The organism is Mycolicibacterium sp. MU0053 (assembly GCF_963378095.1).
GTDB classification, from domain to species: domain Bacteria; phylum Actinomycetota; class Actinomycetes; order Mycobacteriales; family Mycobacteriaceae; genus Mycobacterium; species Mycobacterium burgundiense.
Map to the genome: position 1 here is coordinate 1693309 of NZ_OY726397.1, position 21543 is coordinate 1714851.

Consider the following 21543-nt stretch of genomic DNA (forward strand, 5'->3'; position numbering starts at 1 on the left):
CACAGACGTTTTAGGAGCACCCGTGAAGAGCACCGTCGAGCAGTTGAGCCCCACTCGGGTACGCCTGAATGTGGAGGTGCCGTTTGCTGAGCTCGAACCCGATTTCGATCGCGCGTTCAAGGAGCTGGCCAAGCAGGTCCGGATGCCGGGCTTCCGGCCGGGCAAGGCGCCGCGCAAGCTGCTGGAGGCCCGCGTCGGCCGCGGCGCGGTGCTCGAGCAGGTCGTCAACGACGCGCTGCCGAGCCGCTACAGCGAAGCCGTCACCACCACCGACCTCAAGCCGCTCGGCCAGCCCGAGATCGAGATCACCAAGATCGAGGACGGCGAAGAGCTGGTCTTCACCGCCGAGGTCGACGTCCGTCCCGAGATCACGCTGCCGGACCTGAGCGCACTGAAGATCACGGTGGACCCGATCGAGATCACCGACGAGGACGTCGACAAGGAACTGCAGTCGCTGCGTGCCCGCTTCGGCACGCTGACCGGCGTCGAGCGTCCCATCGCCGAAGGTGACTTCGTCTCGATCGACCTGTCGGCCACGGTCGACGGCGAGGACGTCCCCGAGGCCAAGACCGAAGGGCTGTCCCACGAGGTCGGTTCCGGACAGCTCATCGAGGGCCTCGACGAGGCGCTGATCGGGCTGTCGGCGGGGGAGACCAAGACGTTCACCACGACGCTGGTCGCCGGGCCGCACGCCGGCCAGGAGGCCGAGGTCACCGTCGCCGTGGGGTCGGTGAAGGTGCGGGAGCTGCCCGAGGCCGACGACGAGTTCGCGCAGCTGGCAAGCGAATTCGACACCATCGACGAGCTCAAGGCCGACCTGACCGAGCAGGTCAAGCGGCTCAAGCGCATCCAGCAGGCCGAGAAGATCCGGGACAGCGCGCTGGAAACGCTGCTCGAGCAGGTCGAGGTGCCGCTGCCGGAGAACATCGTGCAGGCCCAGGTCGACGACACTCTGCACAGCGCGATCCACGGACTGGACCACGACGAGGCCAAGTTCGAGGAAGCGCTCAAGGAGCAGGGCAGCTCGCGCGAGGAGTTCGACGCCGACACCCGCACCAACGCCGAGAAGGCCGTCAAAACCCAGCTGCTGATGGACGCGCTGGCCGACGATCTGGAGATCCAGGTCGGCCAGAACGACATCACCGAGCGGCTGGTGCTGATGTCGCGTCAGTACGGCATCGAGCCCCAGCAGCTCATCCAGGTGCTGCAGCAGAACAACCAGCTGCCCGCGATGTACGCCGATGTCCGCCGCGGCCTGACCGTGGCCGCGGTGGTCGAGGCGGCCACCGTCACCGACACCGACGGCACCGTCATCGACACCACCGAGTTCTTCGGCACCGCGGACGGCGAAGAGGACTCCGAGGACGTTTCCGAGGACGACTCGGCGGCGGCCGAAAGCGCTGACGCCGACTCCGAGGACGCCGAGGCGAAATAACGCCCACAGCGAAAGGGCGCCTCCTGCGGAACGCGCGGCGCCGCTGGTTGGTTAGTGTCGTGCAATACCCCTACGAGAAAGCAGGTAACCCGTCGTGACTGACATGCGTTCCGGTGGCATGGGGCTGAACCTCACCGATTCGGTCTATGAGCGGTTGCTGGCCGAGCGGATCATCTTCCTGGGCACCCAGGTCGACGACGACATCGCTAATCGGCTCTGCGCGCAGATTCTGCTGCTTGCGGCCGAGGATCCGACCAAGGACATCAACCTCTACATCAACTCGCCGGGCGGCTCCGTGACCGCCGGCATGGCCATCTACGACACCATGGTGCTGGCGCCGTGTGAGGTGGCCACCTATGCGATGGGGCTGGCGGCGTCGATGGGGCAGTTCCTGCTCGCGGCCGGCACCAAGGGCAAGCGCTTCGCGCTGCCGCACGCGCGGATCATGATGCACCAGCCGTCGGCCGGTATCGGTGGCAGCGCCGCCGACATCGCCATCCAGGCCGAGCAGTTCGCGCTGACCAAGAAGGAGATGAACCGGCTCAACGCCGAGTTCACCGGCCAGACCCTGGAGCGGATCGAAACCGACGCCGACCGCGACCGGTGGTTCACCTCGCAGGAAGCCCTGGAATACGGCTTCGTGGACCACATCATCACCCGCGCCCACCTGAACGGGAGTGCCTCATGACCCAGTCTGCCCACGGCGCCGCCGTGCACCAGCCGCAAGCCCGCTACATCCTGCCGTCGTTCATCGAGCACTCCAGCTTCGGCGTCAAGGAGTCCAACCCGTACAACAAGCTCTTCGAGGAACGCATCATCTTCCTCGGCGTGCAGGTGGACGACGCGTCGGCCAACGACATCATGGCCCAGCTGCTGGTGCTGGAGTCGCTGGATCCCGACCGCGACATCACCATGTACATCAACTCCCCGGGTGGCTCGTTCACCTCGCTGATGGCGATCTACGACACCATGCAGTACGTCCGGGCCGACATCCAGACCGTCTGCCTGGGCCAGGCGGCCTCGGCGGCGGCGGTGCTGCTGGCCGCGGGTACCCCCGGCAAGCGGATGGCACTGCCGAACGCGCGGGTGCTGATCCATCAGCCGGCCGTCGGTGGAGCCATCCAGGGTCAGGTCTCCGACCTGGAGATCCAGGCCGCCGAGATCGAGCGGATGCGCAGCCTGATGGACACCACGCTGGCCCGCCACACGGGCAAGTCCCCGGAGCAGATCCGCAAGGACACCGACCGGGACAAGATCCTCACCGCGGCGGATGCCAAGGAGTACGGGATCATCGACACCGTGTTGGAGTACCGCAAGCTCTCCGCGCAAACTGCCTGACCCCGGGCGCGCGCCGCTCATCCCATTCGGATAACTGCGGCGACACGCCAGGGACACGGCAGCGCGTTGCGCACCCCCCGGGGCACTCGAGGCGCTATGTTTCGTGCCACAGAGGAATCCCACCGGCGCTATTCGCTTTATCGGTCGCCCCTTACCAGTCGTAGCGGGTAGCGTCGGGATGAAGACCTACCGACATTCGGCTACAGGAAGTAGGACACCACCACTATGGCGCGCATCGGAGACGGCGGTGATCTGCTGAAGTGCTCGTTCTGCGGAAAGAGTCAGAAGCAGGTCAAGAAGCTCATTGCGGGGCCCGGCGTCTACATCTGTGACGAATGCATCGACCTGTGCAACGAGATCATCGAGGAGGAACTGGCCGACGCCGACGACGTCAAGCTCGATGAGCTGCCGAAGCCGGCCGAGATCCGCGACTTCCTCGAGGGTTATGTGATTGGCCAGGACACCGCCAAGCGCACGCTGGCGGTGGCCGTCTACAACCACTACAAGCGCATCCAGGCCGGCGAGAAGGGCGGCCGCGACTCGCGGTCCGAGCCCGTCGAACTGGCCAAGTCCAACATCCTGATGCTCGGCCCGACCGGCTGCGGCAAGACGTATCTGGCGCAGACGCTGGCCAAGATGCTCAATGTCCCGTTTGCCATCGCGGATGCGACGGCGCTGACCGAGGCCGGCTATGTGGGCGAGGACGTCGAGAACATCCTGCTGAAGCTGATCCAGGCCGCCGACTACGACGTCAAGCGCGCCGAGACCGGCATCATCTACATCGATGAGGTCGACAAGATCGCCCGCAAGAGCGAGAACCCGTCGATCACCCGCGATGTCTCCGGCGAAGGCGTCCAGCAGGCGCTGCTGAAGATCCTCGAGGGCACCCAGGCTTCGGTGCCCCCACAGGGTGGACGCAAGCACCCGCATCAGGAGTTCATCCAGATCGACACCACCAACGTGTTGTTCATCGTGGCGGGTGCGTTCGCGGGCCTGGAGAAGATCGTCTCCGACCGGGTCGGCAAGCGCGGACTGGGCTTCGGCGCCGAGGTGCACTCCAAGGCCGAGATCGACACCCAGGACCACTTCTCCGAGGTGATGCCCGAGGACCTGATCAAGTTCGGGTTGATTCCGGAGTTCATCGGCCGCCTGCCGGTCGTCGCGTCGGTGACCAACCTGGACAAGGAATCCCTGGTGCAGATCCTGTCCACCCCGAAGAACGCTCTGGTCAAGCAGTACACCAGGCTCTTCGAGATGGACGGCGTCGAGCTGGAGATGACGCCGGAGGCCCTCGAGGCCATCGCCGACCAGGCGATCCTGCGGGGCACCGGTGCCCGTGGTCTGCGCGCCATCATGGAAGAGGTGCTGCAGCCGGCGATGTACGACATCCCCAGCCGTGACGATGTCGCCAAGGTCGTGGTGACCAAGGAGACCGTGCAGGACAACGTGCTGCCGACGATCGTGCCGCGCAAGCCCCCGCGGGCCGAGCGTCGCGAGAAGAGCGCCTAACCGGCTCTAGCCCGCGAGTTTCAGCCGCGTTCGATGCGATCGGGCCGGCTGTAGATGTTCATCGAGTCGCCGCGCAGGAACGCCACCAGGGTCAGCCCGGACTGCCGGGCCAGGTCCACGGCCAGCGACGACGGCGCCGAAACCGCGGCCAGCAGCGGCACCCCGGCCATCACCGCCTTCTGCGTCAGTTCGAACGAGGCGCGGCCGCTGACCAGCAGAACCGTGCCCGACAGCGGAATCCGGTTCTGTTCCAAGCCCCAACCCAAAACCTTGTCGACGGCGTTGTGCCGGCCGATGTCCTCGCGGACGGCCAGGAGTTCCCCGTCGGCGGTGAACAGTCCCGCCCCGTGCAGGCCGCCGGTGCTCGCGAACACCTTCTGCGCGCGGCGCAACTGATGGGGCAGATCGGCCAGGGTGGCACTGGCCACGACGGTGGGATCGTCCCCGGGGCCGTGCCTGCTCACCGTCGCGATCGCGTCCAGTGCGGCCTTGCCGCAGACCCCGCACGACGAGGTGGCGTAGAAGTTGCGGCGCATGTCCACCTCGGGCAGCGGCACTTCGGGCGCCAGGGTGACGTCGAGAACGTTGTAGGTGTTGGCGCCGTCGACCTCGCCGCGGCAGTACCGCACGGTGGCCACGTCGTCGCGGCCACCGATGATGCCCTCGGTGAGCAGAAAGCCCTGCGCCAGTTCGACATCCGAGCCGGGGGTGCGCATGGTCACCGTCAGCGGCGTGCCGTTGAGCCGGATCTCCAGCGGCTCCTCGACGACCAGCGTCTCGGGCCGCTGGGTGCTCTGCGTCGACGACAGGTGCGATACCCGTCGCCGGGTGGTTACCCGTCCCATGACGTTCCCGCCGCCGGTTCCAGCCGAATGACGACGGCCTTGGACACCGGGGTGTTCGATTTGGCCGCGGTGTGATCCAGCGGTACCAGCGGGTTGGTCTCGGGGTAGTACGCGGCGGCGTTGCCCACCGGCGTCGAAAACGGCACCACCAGAAAATCTTTGGCGTGCCGCTCCTGCATCGTGCCGTCGGCCCCGGTGAACTCCGAGACCAGGTCGACGCGGGCGCCGTCGTGAATGCCCAGCGCGGCGATGTCGGTCGGGTTGACGAAGACGACCCTGCGCCCGCCCTTGACGCCGCGGTAGCGGTCATCGAGACCGTAGATGGTGGTGTTGTACTGGTCGTGGCTGCGCAGGGTTTGCAGCACCAGCCGTCCCGGCGGGACGGGCACCCATTCGAGTGGATTCACCGAGAAGTTGGCTTTTCCTGTGGCGGTGTGGAATTCGCGGGAGTCCCGCGGTGGGTGGGGGAGCTGGAAACCGTCGGGTTGGCGGACCTTGGTGTTGTAGTCGGCGCAGCCGGGCACCACGTCGGCGATGGCGTCGCGGATCACGTCGTAGTTGGCGATGAACGATTCCCACGGCACGGGATGGTCAGCGCCCAGCACCGTGCGGGCCAGCTGGCAGACGATGGCCACCTCGCTGCGCAGTTCGTCGCCGGCCGGGCGCAGGCGACCCTGGGACAGGTGCACCACGGACATCGAATCCTCCACGGAGACCAGCTGTTTGCCGCTCAGCTGAATATCGCGGTCGGTGCGGCCCAGGGTGGGCAGAATCAGCGCGGTGCGGCCGTGGACCACGTGGCTGCGGTTGAGCTTGGTGGAGATCTGCACGGTCAACTCGCACCCGCGCAGGGCGGCCTCGGTGACCTCGGTGTCGGGGCTGGCGGAGACGAAGTTGCCGCCCATCCCGATGAACGTCTTGGCGCGCTTGTCGCGCATCGCGCGGATGGCATCGACGGTGTCGAAGCCGTCCTTGCGCGGTGTGGTGATGCCGAACCGGGCGTCGAGTGCGTCGTGGAACGCCGCGGGCATCCGTTCCCAGATGCCCATCGTCCGGTCGCCTTGGACGTTGGAATGTCCGCGGACCGGACAGACCCCGGCGCCGGGCTTACCGATCATGCCGCGCATCAGCAGCACGTTGGTGGCCTCGCCGATGGTGGCCACCGCATGCCGATGCTGCGTGAGACCCATGGCCCAGCAGAACACGGTGCGCTCGGAGTCGATCAGCATCTGGGCGACGCGTTCCAACTGCGCGCGCGGTACCCCGGTGGCCTCGGTGACCGTGTCGAGGTCCACGGCCCGGGTCTGGGCCGCGTACTCGTCGAAGCCCGCGCAGTGGGCGTCGATGAACTCGCGGTCCAGGACACTGGAGGCGGCGCCGGCCTTTTCGTCGGCTTCGAGCAGCAGCCGGCCCAGCCCGGCGAACAGCGCCATGTCGCCGCCGAGGCGGATCTGCACGAACTCGTCGGCGATCGACACTCCGTGCCCGACGACCCCGTGGACCTTCTGCGGGTCCTTGAACCGCATCAGTCCCGCCTCCGGCAGCGGGTTCACCGCAATGATCTTGGCGCCGTTGGCTTTTGCCTTCTCCAGCACGGACAGCATGCGCGGATGGTTGGTGCCGGGGTTCTGGCCGGCGATCAGGATGCAGTCGGCGTGCTCGAGGTCGAGCACGCTCACCGAACCCTTGCCGATCCCGATCGATTCGGTCAGGGCCGTCCCGGAGGACTCGTGACACATGTTCGAACAATCCGGCAGGTTGTTGGTGCCGAAGCTGCGCACCAACAATTGATAGAGGAACGCGGCCTCGTTGCTGGTGCGACCGGAGGTGTAGAACACCGCCTGATCCGGGTGGTCGAGGGCGTTGAGGTGGTCGGCGATCACGCGGTAGGACTCGTCCCAGGTGATGGGTCGGTAATGCGTATCGCCGGGCCGCAACACCATCGGATGGGTGATCCGGCCCTGCTGGGACAGCCAGTACTCGGGCCGGTCGGCCAGGTCGGCCACCGAGTGCCGGGCGAAGAACTCGGGGTCGAGGGTGCGCTTGGTGGCTTCCTCGGCGACGGCCTTCGCGCCGTTCTCGCAGAACTCGGCGAGCTTGCGGCCACCGGGTTCTTCGGGCCAGGCGCAGCCGGGGCAGTCGAAGCCGTGGCGTTGGTTGAGTCGGAACAGCGTCGCGGCCGTCCGCGCCAGCCCCATCTGCTTCCAGGCCCGCTGCAGGGACACCAGCACCGCCTTGACGCCGGCGGCCTCGCCCTCGCGCCCGGAGATGACAACGTCGGCCTCGTTGAGGTCGGCTCGGGCATCGAGGTGGGAGTGTTTCGGCAGCGTCATGGGTCCAGCCTAGGGTGCCGAAGTTCGGTGGGGTTAGGGACACAGCACTGGGTTAGGCAAGCTAAGATCAACCGCATGAAGGCAGTCACGATAGCGTTTGCCGCTGTTGCTGTGGCGGTGGGTTTGGCCGCGCCGGCGCACGCCGATCCCGATACCGACTTCACCAATGCGCTGCATATTCACGGCATCTACGGGCAGAAGGACTACAACGCCTGGATCGCTAAGATTGCGTGCAAACGGCTGGACCGCGGTCTGGACCCGGACGCGTATGCGTCCGCGGAATTCGTGTCGGAGCAGCTGAAGCGGGACAGCACCACCGAGCAGGCCTGGCAGTTCCTGGGCTTGGCCATTCCGATCTACTGCCCGGCCAAGCAGTACGTTCTGCAGCAGGCTGCGGGCCAACCCGTGCCGCCGCCTGCCGCTCCGTCGGGGCCCGGCCTGCCGGCTGAGCGCGTCGGCTGATCCTCCACCCCTAAATCGTCTGGAGACGTGATGTTCAACCTCAAGCGATCCAAGGTCATGCTGCGCGCGGCGGTGGCCACCATGGCCGCCGGTACCGTCCTCGCGACCGCGCCGGGTCTGGCCACGGCCGACTCCACGGACAACTATCCGATCCCGAACCGGATCCTCAAGACGACATGCACGGTCGACCAGTACATGGCGGCGGCGCGCGACACCAGCCCGGTGTACTACGAGCGCTACATGATCGACTACAACAACCGCCCGCTGGACGTTCAGCAGGGCGCGCGGGATCGCATCTACTGGTTCTTCTCGCTCGATTACCCGGGCCGCCGGCAGTATTCGGAGAACACCGCGACCAACGTCTACTACGAGCAGATGGCCACCCGCTGGGGTAACTGGGCGAAGCTGTTCTTCAACAACAAGGGTGTCGTGGCGCACGCGACCGATGTGTGCAACGAGTACCCCGTCAGCGATCCGTCGGTGTGGACCTGGATGAAGTAGCTCCTCGACAACCTAAAACCGTGGGCCCCGACGAAAGTCGGGGCCCACGGTTTTTTGGTGTGCGAGTTCGGTTGGTGGGGGAGTTGGCTAGCCGCCACCCGTGACGGGGTTCGACGTCAGCGGGATGAAGTAGCCGTTTTTCCAGACGCCCCAGCGTCCGCCCCAGCCCGAGATCCAAACAACGGGTTCGCCGTTCCAGAACTCGGCGGGCTTCGGCGGGGCCCAGTGCGGCGGCACCTCGCCCGGCGGGGGTGCGGGTACCGGCGGGGGCGGCACCGGGCCGGCGATGGCCACCGCGGCACCGAGTCCCAGCGATGCCGCGGTGAGCGCGCCGGCGACCGCGAAGGCGGAAAGAGAGGTCTTGATCGAGATCATGTGCATGTTCTCCTACGTCGACATCCAGGGGCGTTCGGGTCCGGTCAGACCGATGCCGTCTCCTCGCTCTGCGGCTTGGGCCACGCTGACGGAAGTGGCCGCTGGCGAACGCGTTGCGGCCACCAGAACCACTTGCCCAGCAGGGCGGCGATCGACGGTGTCATGAACGCGCGGATCACCAGGGTATCGAACAGCAGGCCCATCCCGATAGTGGTGCCGACCTGTCCGATCACGACGAGTTCGCTGATCGCCATCGACATCATCGTGAAGGCGAACACCAGGCCGGCGGAGGTCACCACGGAGCCACTGCCGCCCATGGCGCGGATGATTCCGGTGTTGAGTCCGGCGTGGATCTCTTCCTTGATTCGCGCCACCAGCAGCAGGTTGTAGTCGGCGCCGACGGCCAACAGCACAATGAGCGCCATCGGTAACACCATCCAGTGCAACTCGATGCCGATCAGGTGCTGCCAGATCAGCACCGAGATGCCGAACGCGCTACCGAGGGAGAAGATCACGGTGCCGACGATCACGGCCGCGGCCACGATGGCCCGCGTGATCAGCAACATGATGATGAAGATCAGGCACGCGGCGGCGATACCGGCGATCATCAGGTCGTAGTTCGCGCCCTCCTGCATGTCCTTGAAGGTCGCGGCGGTCCCGCCGAGGTAGATATTGGACCCCTCCAGTGGGGTGCCCTTGATCGCCTCCTTGGCGGCCAACTTGATCGCGTCGATGTGCTTGATGCCCTCGGGGCTCATCGGGTCGCCCTCGTGGCTGATGATGAAGCGCACCGAATGTCCGTTGGGGGACAGGAACATCTTCATGCCGCGTTTGAAGTCCGGGTTCTCGAAGGTCTCCGGCGGCAGATAGAACGAGTCGTCGTTCTTCGATTCGTCAAAGGCCTTGCCCATGGCGGTCGAATTCTCCTGCATGGCTGACATCTGGTCCTGCAGGCCCTTTTGGCTCTGGTACATGGTCAGCATGTAGGTCTTCATGTTCTTCATGGTCTCGACCATCGAAGGCATGATCGCCACCATCTGCGGCATCAACTCGTCCAGGCGCTCCATGTCGGGCATGAGGTCCTGGATGTTGTCGGTCATGGTGTCGATGCCGTCGAGGGTGTCGAAGATCGAGCGGATCGACCAGCAGACCGGGATGTTGTAGCAGTGCGGTTCCCAGTAGAAGTAGTTACGGATGGGCCGGAAGAAGTCGTCGAAATTCGAGATGTTGTCCCGCAATTCGGCGATGTCCAACGTCATCGTCTTCATCTTGGTGACCATGCTGTGGGTGGTCTCGGCCATCTGGACGGTGATGGCCTGCATCTCCTCCATGTTGTCGATGGTCGTCTGCATGTCGTCGGCCTGCATCAACATGTTGGCCATCATGTCCTGCTGGTACTTCTCGTTCATCTTCTGCGTGACGCCCTGCATGGAGATCTGGAACGGGATCGACGTGTGCTCGATGGGGGTGCCCTGCGGGCGGGTGATGGCCTGCACCCGCCCCACGCCGGGGACCCGGAAGATGCTCTTGGCGATCTTGTCGATGACCAGGAAGTCCGACGAGTTGCGTAGGTCGTGATCGCTTTCGATCAACAGCAACTCGGGGTTCATGCGCGCCTGGGAGAAGTGCCGGTCGGCGGCCGCGTAGCCGACGTTGGCCGGCAGGTCATCGGGCAGGTAATTGCGGTCGTTGTAGTTCGTGATGTAGCCGGGCAGCGTCAGCAGGCCGATCAACGACAACGCGATCGAGGCGACCAGGATGGGGCCGGGCCAGCGGACCACCGCGGCACCGACCTTGCGCCAACCCCGAACCCGCAGCGCGCGTTTGGGTTCCAATAGATTGCCGAACTTGCTCGCCACCGTGATGATGGCCGAACCCAGCGTCAGACCGGTGAAGACCACCACGGTCATGCCGACCGCCAGGGGGACGCCCAGGCTCTGGAAATACGGCATCCGGGTGAAATGCAGGCAGAGCATCGCGCCGGCGATCGTCATGCCCGAGCCGACAATGACGTGGGCGGTGCCCCGGAACATGGTGTAGTAGGCCTGTTCTCGGTCCTCGCCCGAGGCTCGCGCTTCCTGATATCTACCGGTCAGGAAGATGCCGTAGTCCGTGGACAACGCAATCGCCAACGTGACGAGCAAACTGGTGGCAAAGGTGGAGAGCCCGATGATCTCGTGATATCCGAGGAAGGCCACCACGCCGCGGGCCGACATCAGCGACAGCACGACCATCACGAGCGTCAGCAACACCGTGGTGATCGACCGGTAGACCAGCAGCAGCATCGTGATGATCACGACGAAGGTCAATGCCTCGATGGTCCGCATGCTGCGGTCGCCGGCGATCTGCTGGTCGGCAGCCAACGCGGCCGGTCCGGTGACGTAGGCCTGCACGCCGGCCGGGGCCTCGACGCTGGCGACGATGTCCTGCACCGCTTCGACCGACTCGTTGGCCAGCGCCTCACCCTGGTTACCGGCGGTGTAGACCTGCACGTAGGCGGCCTTGCCGTCGGGGCTCTGCGCACCACTTGCGGTCAGCGGGTCGCCCCAGAAGTCCTGCACGTGTTCGATGTGCTTGGTGTCGGCTTCGAGCTTGTCGATGATCTCGTCGTAGTACGTGTGGGCCTCGTAGCCCAGCTGGTCCTCGGACTCGAGCACGATCATCGCGGAGCTGTTGGAGTCGAACTCCTCGAAGACCTGCCCGACCCGCTTCATCGCGATCACCGACGGCGCCTCGTCGGGCGACATCGACACCGAGCGCATCTGCCCGACCGTTTCGAGCTGCGGCACGGTGACGTTGAGCAGGACGACCAAGGCGACCCAGCCGAGGAGGATCGGCACGGCCATCGTGCGGACCAGTCGGGCCAGCCGCCCGCGAGTGGTGTTCACCGCGGCGAACGAGTCGGTGGGCGGATCGTTGAGGGGGGAACTCATGCGGATTTCACCAAGCAGAAGGTCTGGGCGCTCACGCCGGTGGTGGTCTTCTCGTCCTTGATTTCGTCGTCGACGGTGATGCGGCAGGTGATCGAACTGCTGTCGCCCTGGGCGACCACGTTCGGGAACACCGAGGGTGCGGTCGATTCGAGTCGCAACGTCCACGGCAGGCTCGCGCCGTCCACCCGCTGCGGCTCGGCGTCGAGGTCGAGGTAGTTGATGTCGGCGTAGGTCCCGTTGCCCCAGATCTCATAGGTCACGACCTTGGGATCGAAGGGTTCGGTGTCCTCGATGGGGGTGGACGTGCCGATGTCGCTCTGCGCTCCGAAGAAGGTTCGGATTCGTGAGACCGTCAGTCCGCCGACCACCAAGACCACCACAATCACCAGTGGGATCCACACGCGCTTCAGCAGACTGAACATTGGACTCTCCACACCGTTGGCCGTGCCACATGCACCCTTACGTCGAGCTATTTGCCTTATTGAATCACCGCAGATTAGCCCGGCAGACGGACCCGTTAGACCATATAACAGAGTTGCAGGGCATTCCTAGGCACGGTCCCCGACGATCGCCGCGAGTTTGGGGGCACAGCGCGTTTTTGGCCCTGCGCTGGGCGTTCAACGAGCAGGTAGGGCGAAAAAGGGCAGCACGTCACATGTGGTTCTGATTGTGACATGTGTCACAAATTGCCGGATTTTGCGGTGTGTTTCTCTCTGTGGAGAGTTTGCTGGTAAGCGACTTCGGCCCCGGTTCGGTGGCCACTGTGACGCCATCGTCGCCCGCGCGCCGGTGCACACTATCGCGACGTTGTGCACTGCCGGAGCGGATCGCGGTCCGTCGGCGGTATCGGAATCGCTCGGACGCAATGCCCGGGTCTGTCGGCCGGCCGACACGCCGCGAGCGGCCATGTGGGCGCCCGAGCCGGCGACGGTCGCCGAGGTCAGCGCGCCGTCACCCGTCGGCGGGTCTGATCAGCGGACGCTGGACCCGCTTCCAGTCCGCGTAGCGGGCCCGGGCGCGCTGGGTGGACTCGAGCGTCGAGACCGCGCTGACCGGGACATCCCACCAGGAATGGCTGTCGGGTGCCGAGACCCTCGGATCGGTCTCCACGTGGATCACGGTGGTGCGTTCGCTGGCCTTGGCAGTCTTGACGGCCTCGGCAAATTCGGCCCCGGTGGTGACCCGGATGACGTCGGCGCCCAGGCTCGCGGCGTTGGCCGCGAGGTCCACCGGGAGCTTGTCTCCGTCGAGTCGGCCGTCGGTGCCGCGGTAGCGGTAGGCGGTGCCGAAGCGCTGCGAGCCCAGCGACTCCGACAGTCCGCCGATCGAGGCAAATCCGTGATTCTGGACGAGCACCGCGATGATCTTGACGCCTTCCTGGACCGCGGTCGCCAACTCGGTGGCCATCATCAAGTACGAGCCGTCGCCGACCATCACGAAGACGTCGCGGTCCGGCGCGGCCATCCGCACGCCGATACCCCCGGCGATCTCGTAACCCATGCACGAATAGCCGTACTCGACGTGATAGCCCTTGCGGTCGCGCGTGCGCCACAGCTTGTGCAGGTCCCCGGGCATCGAACCGGCGGCGCACACCACCACGTCGCGCGGTTCGGACAGGGCGTTGACCAGTCCGATCACCTGGTTCTGATTCAGTGGCGCGGCGTCGGTCACCGCGCAGGCCGCCGCGGCGGTGTCGTTCCAGTCCGCGATCAGCGCGGCGGTGCGCGCGCGGTAGGCCTCGCCGACCGTGTAGTCACCGAGCGCGTCGTTCAGGGCGGCGAGTGCCTCGCGGGCGTCGGCGACCACACTGACCCCACCTTGTTTCACCGAGTCCAACGACGCCACGTTGATGTTGACGAATCGGACTCCCGGGTTGTTGAACGCGGTCCGCGATGCGGTGGTGAAATCGCTGAAGCGGGTGCCGATCCCGATGACCACGTCGGCCTCGCTGGCCAGCGCGTTGGCCGCGGTGGTGCCGGTGGATCCGATGGCCCCGACCGACTGGGGATGGTCATGGGTCAGCGATCCCTTACCCGCCTGGGTTTCGCCCACCGGGATGCCGGTGCGCGCCGCCAGGGCGGCCAGGGCTTCGGTGGCCTCGGCATAAATGACGCCGCCACCGGCGATGATCAGCGGCGCCGCCGCCGCTCGGATCACGTCGGCCGCGCGCAGCAACGCCGCGCGGTCCGGCAGCGGGCGCCCGATGTGCCAGGTGCGCTCGGCGAACAGCGACACCGGCCAGTCGAACGCCTCGGCCTGGACGTCTTGCGGCAGCGCCACCGTCGCGGCTCCGGTCTCGGCGGGGTCGGTGAGGACCCGCATCGCACCCAGCAACGCCGCCGGCAACTGTTCGGGCCGCGACACCCGATCGAAGTATCGCGACAGCGGCCGGAAGGCATCGTTGACGGTGACGTCGCCGCTGCCCGGGAGTTCGAGTTCCTGCAGCACCGGGGCGCTGACCCGGGTGGCGAAGGTGTCCGACGGCAGCAACAGCACGGGCAACCGGTTGATCGTCGCCAGCGCCGCCCCGGTGAGCATGTTGGTCGAACCGGGCCCCACGCTCGCGGTCACGGCCCAGGTCTGCAGCCGGTCGGCCTGCCGCGCGTAGGCCACCGCGCTGTGCACCATCGCCTGCTCGTTGCGCGCCAGCACATACCGCAGGTTCGGCGCCGAACCCGCCGCGTGGGATTCGACCTCGTCCTGCAGCAGCGCCTGCCCGATGCCGGCGACGTTGCCGTGGCCGAAGATGCCGAAGCAGCCGGCGAAGAACTTCTGCCGTACCCCATCGCGTTCGACGTACTGATTGCCCAGGAACCGCACGGTGGCCTGCGCCACGGTGAGCCGAACCCGGTCTTCGGCGTCGGCGAGCTGCTCGGGCGACTTGGGCGCGGTGGAGACCACGGTCATCCTCCTCGGGTGTCGGACGCGGTGAAGGGCAGTCGAGGATCGACGTCCTGGTGTTCCCAACTGCTGCGCAGCCACGTGTGGTCGGGGTCGTCGCAGATGCGCCAGGCGCGTTCCGGTCCGGAACCGGCCATCACATTCAGGTAGTACATGTGGTGTCCCGGTGCGGCGATGGACGGGCCGTGGTAGCCGTGCGGGACCAGCACCACATCGCCGGAGCGCACCTCCTCGAGCACCTCGATCGGACGCTCGGGTGTGCCGTACACCCGGTGGTAGCCGAATCCCGGTGTGCCGGCGGGGCTGTCGGCGATCTCGAAGTAGTAGATCTCCTCGAGCTGGGTTTCGAACTCGGTGTTCTCGTCGTGCTTGTGCGCCGGATAGCTCGACCAGTTCCCGCCGGGCGTGATGACCTCGCAGGCGATCAGCGAATCCGCCTCGAAGGCGGTTGCGGTGCCGAAATTGTGTACCTGGCGGCTGCAGTTACCCGCGCCGCGCAGTTCCACGGCCACCTGGCCGGCCGCGACCCGACGGTTGGGAAACGACGTGCCGGCCCGGGCGCCGCAGACGGCGAACCGGCCGGTTCCGGCCAGCGTGTAGTGCTGGCCGATGCCGAGGTAGACCATGTCGGCCGGGCCGTCGAACACCGAAGCGCGGGGGGACAATTCGAACTGCTCGCGCCCGCATTCGACCGAGCCGCCGCCGGCCAGCGGCAGGATCATCACCTCGGTGTCGCCGGTCCGCAAGTCGATCTGCTGCGCGGCGGACAGGTCCACCACCTGCAGGCTGGACTCCGCCCAGCCCGCGGACTCCGGGGTGATGTCGACGAGATAGGGCGGACCGGCGGATTCGGTTGCGCTGCCGGCCGGAATGTAGAGCTTGCTGTGCACGGTCTACCTCACCATCGCCACGGCGGTCGCCACCGCCGAACTGACATCGTCGTCGGGGGGATACAACAGGGTGCGGCCCACGATCAGGCCGCGCACCGACGGCAGCGCCAGCGCCTTCTCCCAGCTGGCGAAGGCCTGGTCCGGGTCGGCGGGATCGCCGCCGAGCAGCAGTGTCGGCAGCGTGGTGGACTGCATGACCCGCTCCATCTCGTCGACGACGGGCAGCTTCATCCAGGTGTAGGCCGACGTCGAGCCCAGACCCTGGGCGATGTGCACGGACTTGATGACGGCGTCGGGGCGCAGGTCGTTGCACACCTTGCCGGCCACCCGGCTGGAGATGAACGGTTCGAGCATGGCGATCAGGCCGTGCGCGGCGAGTTCGTCGACGGCCTGCGCGCAGGCCGCCATGGTCGAGACGGTGCCGGGATCGTCGAGGTCGATGCGGCACAACATCTTTCCGCCGTTCATCTTGGCCGCCGCGGTGGCGGCCGCGGTCGCGCCGGTCATCCGGTCGTCGAGTTCGAACACGGACCCGGCCAGCCCGCCGCGGTTGAACGACGAGAACACCACCTTGTCGTCCAGGGCGCCCAACAGGACCAGGTCGTCGAGAATGTCGGCGGTGGCCAGCACACCGTCCACACCGGGATCGGCCAGCGCGGCGCGCAACCGGTCCAACAGGTCGGTCCGGCTGTTCATCGCCGTCGAGCGGGCGCCGACCGCCAGCGCCCCGCGGGCCGGATGGTCGGCGGCGACGATCATCAGCCGGCCGTCGTCGCGTGCCACGGGGCGGGTGGTGCGCGCCTGCCAGGCCCGTGCGATCGCCGCGGGATCGTTGACGCGTAGTTCGGTGATCCGCGCGTAGTCGCCGGCCGGGCAGCCCTCAGGCATTGGCGGCACCCACCGCGGTTTGCTCGGCCAGCGTGGCCACCTCGGCGGCGGTCGGCATCGCGGTCGAGCATTCGAGCCGGGACGCGACGATCGCGCCCGCGGCGTTGGCGTAGCGCAGCGTCTTCTGCAGCGGCCAGCCGTGCAGCAGGCCGTGGATCAGGCTGCCGCCGAAGGCATCCCCGGCGCCCAGACCGTTGACCACGTCCACCTCGTTGGGAGGCACGGTGACGGCGCTGTGCTTGGTCTTGCCCAGTACGCCGCGTGGGCCCTGTTTGACGATCGCCAGTTCCACGCCCAGGTCCAGCAGGGCGTCGGCGGCCTTGGCGGGATCGGATTCACCGACGGCGATCTCACACTCCTCGCGGTTGCCCACCGCGACGCTGACGTGCTGCAGGGCGCGCTGCACCTGGGTGGTCGCCTCGGCCGGGGAGGCCCAGAACATCGGGCGGTAGTCGAGATCGAGCACCGTCAGCGGGCTGCGGTCCCCGTCCGCGGTGCCGTTGCGCGCCGCCCAAGCCGCGAAATGTGCGCTGCGGCTGGGCTCTTCGGACAGGCCGGTGACCGTCGACCAGTACAGCCGCGCCGCGGCGACGGCGCTGAGGTCGATCGCGTCGGGCCCGATCTGCAGGTCGGGGGCCGACGGTTGGCGGTAGAAGTACAGCGGGAAGTTGTCCGGCGGGAAGATCTCGCAGAACGTCACGGGGGTGGGGTACTCGTCGTGGGTGTCCACGAAGTCGTTGTCGACGCCGAGGCGGGCCAATTCGGCGCGGACGAAGCGGCCGAACGGGTCGTCACCGACCCCCGAGATCAGCGCGCTGCGATGCCCGAGCCGGGCCGCTGCGACCGCGACGTTGGCGGCGCTGCCGCCGAGGAACTTGCCGAACGACTCGACCTCTTCCAGGCCGACCCCGACCTGGAGCGGATACACGTCGACCCCGCTTCGTCCGATCACGAGGACGTCGTGGGGGCGGGCGGTTGAAACGGTCAAGGCTGACTCCTCAGCTGCGGTGGTGCGGTGTGAGGTTGTGAACCATCGGACGGCGACGAGCGCAGGACTTGTTCGACTGTGCTACCCGGCATGCGTGCTGTCAAGACTTTGTTCGGACATTCATACTTCCAGTCATATGCATATAATCTGAAGCGCAATCGCCAGCGGCCCGGTGCGCGGGCAGGCACCGATGGGAGCCAGGGTGTCCACCACACTGCAGATCGACCTGGACCGGTCCAGTCCCGTGCCGCTGTACTTCCAGGTCGCCCAGGTTTTCGAGAAGGCGATCATCGACGGCGTGCTCAAGCCCGGGGACCGATTCGAGAACGAACTGGCCCTCGCGGACCGACTCAACCTGTCCCGGCCCACCACGCGGCGCGCAATCCAGGAACTCGTGGACAAGGGCCTGCTGGTGCGCAAGCGTGGCGTCGGCACGCAGGTGGTGCAGACGGCCGTGCACCGGCCGGTCGAGCTCACCAGCCTGTTCGACGACTTGGCGCGCGCGGGCCAGGACCCGACGACGCGGGTGCTCGACTACTCGGTCGGTCCGGTGGCCGAAGTCATTGCGCAGCAATTGAACCTGGCCGCCGATGCCGAGTTGGTCACCATCCGCCGGTTGCGCTTCTCCGGTGGGCAACCGTTGGCGGTGATGACCAATTATCTGCCGATCGGTCTTGCCCCGGCGCGCGAGGAGCTGGAGCGGTCCGGCCTGTATCAGGCGCTGCGCGCGCGCGGTGTCCATATACGGTTGGCGCGACAGCGAATCGGGGCCCGCTCGGCCGACCGTGAGGAGGCCCGGCTGCTCGACGAGAAGCTCAAGGCGCCGCTGTTGGTGATGGAGCGAACGGCCTTCGACGATTCCGGTCGGGCCGTCGAATACGGCAACCACGTGTATCGGGCCTCGCGCTACTTCTTCGACACCACCCTCGTCGACCGCTGAGCCACCCGCGACGCGCACTCCCCGTGCCGCGAGGCTTTGATAAGCAGTCCTAATGTCAGAACAAAGTCTTGACTTTTGGATGTGACCGGTATTACATCGACAGCTAGGTCGAGTCGCCGGCCGCCCACCTCGGTGGAGCGCACCCAGCCGCGGCGAGGCCGAGGGACGTCATCGAAGGACGCCAGCAAAGGACGGGAGAGACAATGACGTTGAGCCGGCTCGTGGCGGTCGTCGGGGCGGGGGTTCTCGTGCTGGGAGCCTGTTCCAGCACCGGCGGTAAACCCGACAGCAGCAGCGGCGGCGGCATGGGCGCCGGTACTGCCGACACCCCGCGCATGAAGGTCGCGATGATCACCCACGAGGCACCCGGCGACTCCTTCTGGGACCTGGTGCGCAAGGGCGCCGAGACCGCGGCGAAAAAGGACAACATCGAGCTGCTGTACTCCAGCGATCCCGAGGCGCCCAATCAGGCCAACCACGTCCAGAGCGCGGTCGACAGCGGTGTGCACGGCATCGCGGTGACCCTGGCGAAGCCGGACGCCATGCGTCCCGCGGTGCGCAACGCGGCAGCCAAGAACATTCCGGTGGTCGCGTTCAACGCGGGCCAGGATGCCTGGCAGGGCATGGGGGTCCTGGAGTACTTCGGCCAGGACGGCTTCATCGCCGGCAAGGAGGCCGGCAAGCGGCTGGCCGACGACGGCGCCAACCGCGCCATCTGCGTCATCCACGAGCAGGGCCACGTCGACCTCGAGGCCCGCTGCGCGGGCGTGAAGAACACGTTTCCGGCGGTCGAGACCCTGAACGTCAACGGCAAGGACATGCCCTCGGTGGAGTCGACGATCACCGCCAAGCTGCAGCAGGACCCGTCGATCGACACCATCGTGGCGCTGGGAGCCCCGTTCGCGCTCACCTCCGTGCAGTCGGTGCGCAACGCCGGCAGCAGCGCCAAGGTCGCCACCTTCGACACCAACGCCGAGCTGGTTTCTGCGATCGAGAGCGGCGACATCCAGTGGGCGGTCGATCAGCAGCCCTTCCTGCAGGGCTACCTCGCCGTCGACTCGCTGTGGCTCTATCTGAACAACGGCAACGTGATCGGCGGCAATCAGCCGACGCTGACCGGGCCGTCGTTCATCGACAGGTCGAACATCGGAGCGGTCGCCGAGTACGCGCGAGCGGGGACCCGATGAGCACCCATGCCGACCTGGACCTCAGCACCCGCAAGGTGGTCCACGACGAACGGGTCAAGGAGCAGAACAAGCTGCAGCGCTTGATCATTCGCCCCGAGATGGGCGCACTGGTCGGGGCGATTGGCATCTTCATCCTCTTCATGATCGTGGCACCGCCGTTCCGCTCGCCGGAGTCGCTGGCCACGGTGCTGTACGCGAGTTCGACAATCGGCATCATGGCCGTGGGCGTCGGCCTGCTGATGATCGGCGGCGAGTTCGACCTGTCCGCCGGCGTTGCGGTGACCACCAGTTCGCTGGCCGCGTCGATGCTCTGTTACAACCTGCACCTGAATCTGTGGGCCGGGGCCGCGCTGGCGCTCGTGGTCTCGCTGGCCGTCGGGTTCTTCAACGGCTACATGGTGATGAAAACCAAGATCCCGTCGTTCCTGATCACGCTGAGTTCGTTCTTCATGCTGGCCGGCATCAACCTCGCGGTCACCAAGCTGGTGTCCGGTCAGGTCGCCACCCCCAGCGTGTCCGACATGGCGGGTTTCGAGTCCGGCCGAACGGTGTTCGCCTCTACGATCACCATCGGTTCGGTGCCGCTGCGGATCACCGTGCTGTGGTGGATCCTGTTCGCGCTCGTGGCCACCTACGTGTTGTTCAAGACGCGGATCGGGAACTGGATCTTCGCGGTCGGCGGCAACCAGGACAGCGCCCGCGCGGTCGGTGTCCCGGTGACCAAGGTCAAGATCGGCCTGTTCATGGCGGTCGGCTTCTGCGCGTGGTTCGTCGGCATGCATCTGCTGTTCACGTTCAACACCATTCAGTCCGGCCAGGGCGTCGGCAACGAATTCTTCTACATCATCGCCGCGGTCATCGGCGGGTGTCTGCTGACCGGCGGTTACGGCACCGCGATCGGCACCCTGATCGGTGCCCTGATCTTCGGCATGACCAACCAGGGCATCGTGTATGCGGGCTGGAACCCGGACTGGTTCAAGTTCTTCCTGGGGGCCATGTTGCTGTTCGCGGTGGTCGCCAACAACGCCTTCCGGAACTATGCGGCAAAGCGATAGGACGAACACGATGAGCACTACTGCGGAAGCTCCGATCGCCGAAACCCCCTCCGGCGGGGCGGTGCCACTGGTCGAACTGAAGAACGCCGGCAAGAGCTACGGCAACATCATCGCGCTCAAGGACATCAATCTGCGGGTCAGCGCCGGTGAGGTGACCGGTGTGCTCGGTGACAACGGCGCCGGCAAGTCGACGCTCATCAAGATCATTGCGGGCCTGCACAAGCCGACCGAGGGCCAATTGCTGATCGACGGCACCCCGATGGAGTTCGCCTCGCCCAAGGACGCGCTGAACGCCGGGATCGCCACGGTGTACCAGGATCTCGCGGTGGTGTCGTTGATGCCGGTGTGGCGCAACTTCTTCCTGGGCAACGAACTGCGCAAGAGGGGCCTGCTGAAGTCGCTGGACAGCAACGCGATGCGGGCGACCACGATAACCGAGCTGAACAAGATGGGCATCGACCTGCCCGATGTCGACGCTCCCATCGGGTCGCTGTCCGGCGGTCAACGCCAGTGCGTGGCGATCGCGCGGGCGATCTTCTTCGGTGCCCGGGTGCTGATCCTGGACGAGCCCACCGCGGCGCTCGGCGTCAAGCAATCCGGGATGGTGCTGCGCTACATCACCGCGGCCAAGGAGCAGGGCTTCGGCGTCGTCTTCATCACGCACAACCCGCACCACGCGCACATGGTCGGCGACCATTTCGTGCTGCTGAATCGGGGTCACCAGAAGCTGGACTGCAGCTACGACGAGATCAGCCTGGAAACCTTGACCCAGGAGATGGCCGGCGGCAATGAACTCGAGGCGCTGAGCCACGAACTCGGCCGGACCTGACGCCGGCGGCCTCGTGCCTACCGCGTGACCGCTTCCTGTCACAAACCGGTCATAGATCACGGCGGGTTAAGAATCGACGCCCGGGCCTAAGAAAACCGTTCGCCACCGGCGAATTCGGCCGGTTCCGGGGCTCA

The 21543-nt window shown here is 66.4% G+C and carries 19 protein-coding genes; 10 read left to right on the forward strand and 9 right to left on the reverse strand.

From position 1 onward, the window contains the following. Positions 1-22 precede the first annotated feature (22 nt). The 4 genes from tig to clpX all read left to right on the forward strand — a co-directional run bounded on the left by tig (position 23) and on the right by clpX (position 4282). The gene (tig, locus tag RCP80_RS08040; protein WP_308481830.1) at positions 23-1435 is read left to right on the forward strand and encodes a trigger factor; all 1413 of its coding nucleotides are present in this window, start codon (positions 23-25) and stop codon (positions 1433-1435) included. Positions 1436-1538: 103 nt separating this feature from the next. Next, positions 1539-2123, forward strand: coding sequence for an ATP-dependent Clp protease proteolytic subunit (locus tag RCP80_RS08045; RefSeq protein ID WP_308482746.1), 585 nt, complete (start codon positions 1539-1541; stop codon positions 2121-2123). After that, positions 2120-2773 (forward strand): ATP-dependent Clp protease proteolytic subunit, encoded by a 654-nt coding sequence (locus tag RCP80_RS08050; protein WP_308481831.1) that lies wholly within the window; start codon positions 2120-2122, stop codon positions 2771-2773. Before RCP80_RS08045 ends, RCP80_RS08050 begins: the two co-directional genes overlap by 4 nt. Before the next feature lie 225 nt (positions 2774-2998). Further along, on the forward strand, positions 2999-4282 hold the full coding sequence (gene clpX, locus RCP80_RS08055) for an ATP-dependent Clp protease ATP-binding subunit ClpX (protein WP_308481832.1): 1284 nt from the start codon (positions 2999-3001) through the stop codon (positions 4280-4282). 20 nt (positions 4283-4302) lie between these two features. On the opposite strand, the gene fdhD is transcribed toward clpX, so the two are convergent. Beyond that, entirely contained in the window at positions 4303-5127 is an 825-nt protein-coding gene (gene fdhD / locus RCP80_RS08060) for a formate dehydrogenase accessory sulfurtransferase FdhD (RefSeq protein WP_308481833.1), read from the reverse strand. Next, positions 5115-7460 carry an FdhF/YdeP family oxidoreductase gene (locus RCP80_RS08065; protein WP_308481834.1) on the reverse strand — a complete coding sequence of 782 codons (2346 nt, stop codon included), beginning with the start codon at positions 7458-7460 and terminating at the stop codon, positions 5115-5117. The genes fdhD and RCP80_RS08065 overlap by 13 nt, the downstream gene beginning before the upstream one ends. A gap of 75 nt (positions 7461-7535) precedes the next feature. On the opposite strand from RCP80_RS08065, the gene RCP80_RS08070 reads away from it, so the two are divergent. After that, the gene (locus RCP80_RS08070; protein WP_308481835.1) at positions 7536-7922 is read left to right on the forward strand and encodes a DUF732 domain-containing protein; all 387 of its coding nucleotides are present in this window, start codon (positions 7536-7538) and stop codon (positions 7920-7922) included. A gap of 57 nt (positions 7923-7979) precedes the next feature. Next, entirely contained in the window at positions 7980-8423 is a 444-nt protein-coding gene (locus RCP80_RS08075; RefSeq protein WP_373693512.1) for a DUF5078 domain-containing protein, read from the forward strand. 87 nt (positions 8424-8510) lie between these two features. On the opposite strand, the gene RCP80_RS08080 is transcribed toward RCP80_RS08075, so the two are convergent. From RCP80_RS08080 to iolC, 7 genes are all read right to left on the reverse strand, one after another. After that, positions 8511-8798 (reverse strand): hypothetical protein, encoded by a 288-nt coding sequence (locus tag RCP80_RS08080; RefSeq protein WP_308481836.1) that lies wholly within the window; start codon positions 8796-8798, stop codon positions 8511-8513. A 44-nt stretch (positions 8799-8842) separates the two neighbouring features. Then, positions 8843-11731 (reverse strand): MMPL/RND family transporter, encoded by a 2889-nt coding sequence (locus RCP80_RS08085; protein ID WP_308481837.1) that lies wholly within the window; start codon positions 11729-11731, stop codon positions 8843-8845. Beyond that, positions 11728-12153, reverse strand: a complete 426-nt coding sequence (locus tag RCP80_RS08090) for an MmpS family transport accessory protein (RefSeq protein ID WP_308481838.1) — start codon at positions 12151-12153, stop codon at positions 11728-11730. The genes RCP80_RS08085 and RCP80_RS08090 overlap by 4 nt, the downstream gene beginning before the upstream one ends. Before the next feature lie 529 nt (positions 12154-12682). After that, on the reverse strand, positions 12683-14632 hold the full coding sequence (gene iolD / locus RCP80_RS08095) for a 3D-(3,5/4)-trihydroxycyclohexane-1,2-dione acylhydrolase (decyclizing) (RefSeq protein ID WP_308482748.1): 1950 nt from the start codon (positions 14630-14632) through the stop codon (positions 12683-12685). A gap of 2 nt (positions 14633-14634) precedes the next feature. Beyond that, positions 14635-15522 (reverse strand): 5-deoxy-glucuronate isomerase, encoded by an 888-nt coding sequence (gene iolB / locus RCP80_RS08100; protein WP_308481839.1) that lies wholly within the window; start codon positions 15520-15522, stop codon positions 14635-14637. 3 nt (positions 15523-15525) lie between these two features. After that, positions 15526-16410 carry a Cgl0159 family (beta/alpha)8-fold protein gene (locus RCP80_RS08105; protein ID WP_308481840.1) on the reverse strand — a complete coding sequence of 295 codons (885 nt, stop codon included), beginning with the start codon at positions 16408-16410 and terminating at the stop codon, positions 15526-15528. Further along, positions 16403-17398: a 5-dehydro-2-deoxygluconokinase gene (gene iolC / locus RCP80_RS08110; protein WP_308481841.1), complete on the reverse strand. Its 996-nt coding sequence runs from the start codon at positions 17396-17398 to the stop codon at positions 16403-16405. The genes RCP80_RS08105 and iolC overlap by 8 nt, the downstream gene beginning before the upstream one ends. Positions 17399-17588: 190 nt before the next feature. On the opposite strand from iolC, the gene RCP80_RS08115 reads away from it, so the two are divergent. From RCP80_RS08115 to RCP80_RS08130, 4 genes are all read left to right on the forward strand, one after another. Then, on the forward strand, positions 17589-18338 hold the full coding sequence (locus RCP80_RS08115) for a GntR family transcriptional regulator (RefSeq protein WP_373693468.1): 750 nt from the start codon (positions 17589-17591) through the stop codon (positions 18336-18338). Between the two features lie 203 nt (positions 18339-18541). Beyond that, complete coding sequence (locus RCP80_RS08120; RefSeq protein ID WP_308481843.1) at positions 18542-19525, forward strand: substrate-binding domain-containing protein; 984 nt, start codon at positions 18542-18544, stop codon at positions 19523-19525. Next, positions 19522-20580, forward strand: a complete 1059-nt coding sequence (locus RCP80_RS08125; RefSeq protein WP_308481844.1) for an ABC transporter permease — start codon at positions 19522-19524, stop codon at positions 20578-20580. The genes RCP80_RS08120 and RCP80_RS08125 overlap by 4 nt, the downstream gene beginning before the upstream one ends. 10 nt (positions 20581-20590) lie before the next feature. After that, the gene (locus tag RCP80_RS08130) at positions 20591-21409 is read left to right on the forward strand and encodes an ATP-binding cassette domain-containing protein (RefSeq protein ID WP_308481845.1); all 819 of its coding nucleotides are present in this window, start codon (positions 20591-20593) and stop codon (positions 21407-21409) included. Positions 21410-21543: the final 134 nt, after the last annotated feature.

What these genes read in the sequence shown, in the direction of transcription:
- RCP80_RS08085 (WP_308481837.1), bottom strand. Translation starts at nt 11,731, where the DNA reads ATGAGTTCCCCCCTCAACGATCCGCCCACCGACTCGTTCGCCGCGGTG.
- RCP80_RS08075 (WP_373693512.1), top strand. Translation starts at nt 7,980, where the DNA reads ATGCTGCGCGCGGCGGTGGCCACCATGGCCGCCGGTACCGTCCTCGCG.
- RCP80_RS08090 (WP_308481838.1), bottom strand. Translation starts at nt 12,153, where the DNA reads ATGTTCAGTCTGCTGAAGCGCGTGTGGATCCCACTGGTGATTGTGGTG.
- RCP80_RS08050 (WP_308481831.1), top strand. Translation starts at nt 2,120, where the DNA reads ATGACCCAGTCTGCCCACGGCGCCGCCGTGCACCAGCCGCAAGCCCGC.
- RCP80_RS08115 (WP_373693468.1), top strand. Translation starts at nt 17,589, where the DNA reads ATGGGAGCCAGGGTGTCCACCACACTGCAGATCGACCTGGACCGGTCC.
- RCP80_RS08070 (WP_308481835.1), top strand. Translation starts at nt 7,536, where the DNA reads ATGAAGGCAGTCACGATAGCGTTTGCCGCTGTTGCTGTGGCGGTGGGT.
- RCP80_RS08120 (WP_308481843.1), top strand. Translation starts at nt 18,542, where the DNA reads ATGACGTTGAGCCGGCTCGTGGCGGTCGTCGGGGCGGGGGTTCTCGTG.
- RCP80_RS08065 (WP_308481834.1), bottom strand. Translation starts at nt 7,460, where the DNA reads ATGACGCTGCCGAAACACTCCCACCTCGATGCCCGAGCCGACCTCAAC.
- clpX (WP_308481832.1), top strand. Translation starts at nt 2,999, where the DNA reads ATGGCGCGCATCGGAGACGGCGGTGATCTGCTGAAGTGCTCGTTCTGC.
- RCP80_RS08130 (WP_308481845.1), top strand. Translation starts at nt 20,591, where the DNA reads ATGAGCACTACTGCGGAAGCTCCGATCGCCGAAACCCCCTCCGGCGGG.
- fdhD (WP_308481833.1), bottom strand. Translation starts at nt 5,127, where the DNA reads ATGGGACGGGTAACCACCCGGCGACGGGTATCGCACCTGTCGTCGACG.
- RCP80_RS08105 (WP_308481840.1), bottom strand. Translation starts at nt 16,410, where the DNA reads ATGCCTGAGGGCTGCCCGGCCGGCGACTACGCGCGGATCACCGAACTA.
- RCP80_RS08080 (WP_308481836.1), bottom strand. Translation starts at nt 8,798, where the DNA reads ATGATCTCGATCAAGACCTCTCTTTCCGCCTTCGCGGTCGCCGGCGCG.
- RCP80_RS08125 (WP_308481844.1), top strand. Translation starts at nt 19,522, where the DNA reads ATGAGCACCCATGCCGACCTGGACCTCAGCACCCGCAAGGTGGTCCAC.
- RCP80_RS08045 (WP_308482746.1), top strand. Translation starts at nt 1,539, where the DNA reads ATGCGTTCCGGTGGCATGGGGCTGAACCTCACCGATTCGGTCTATGAG.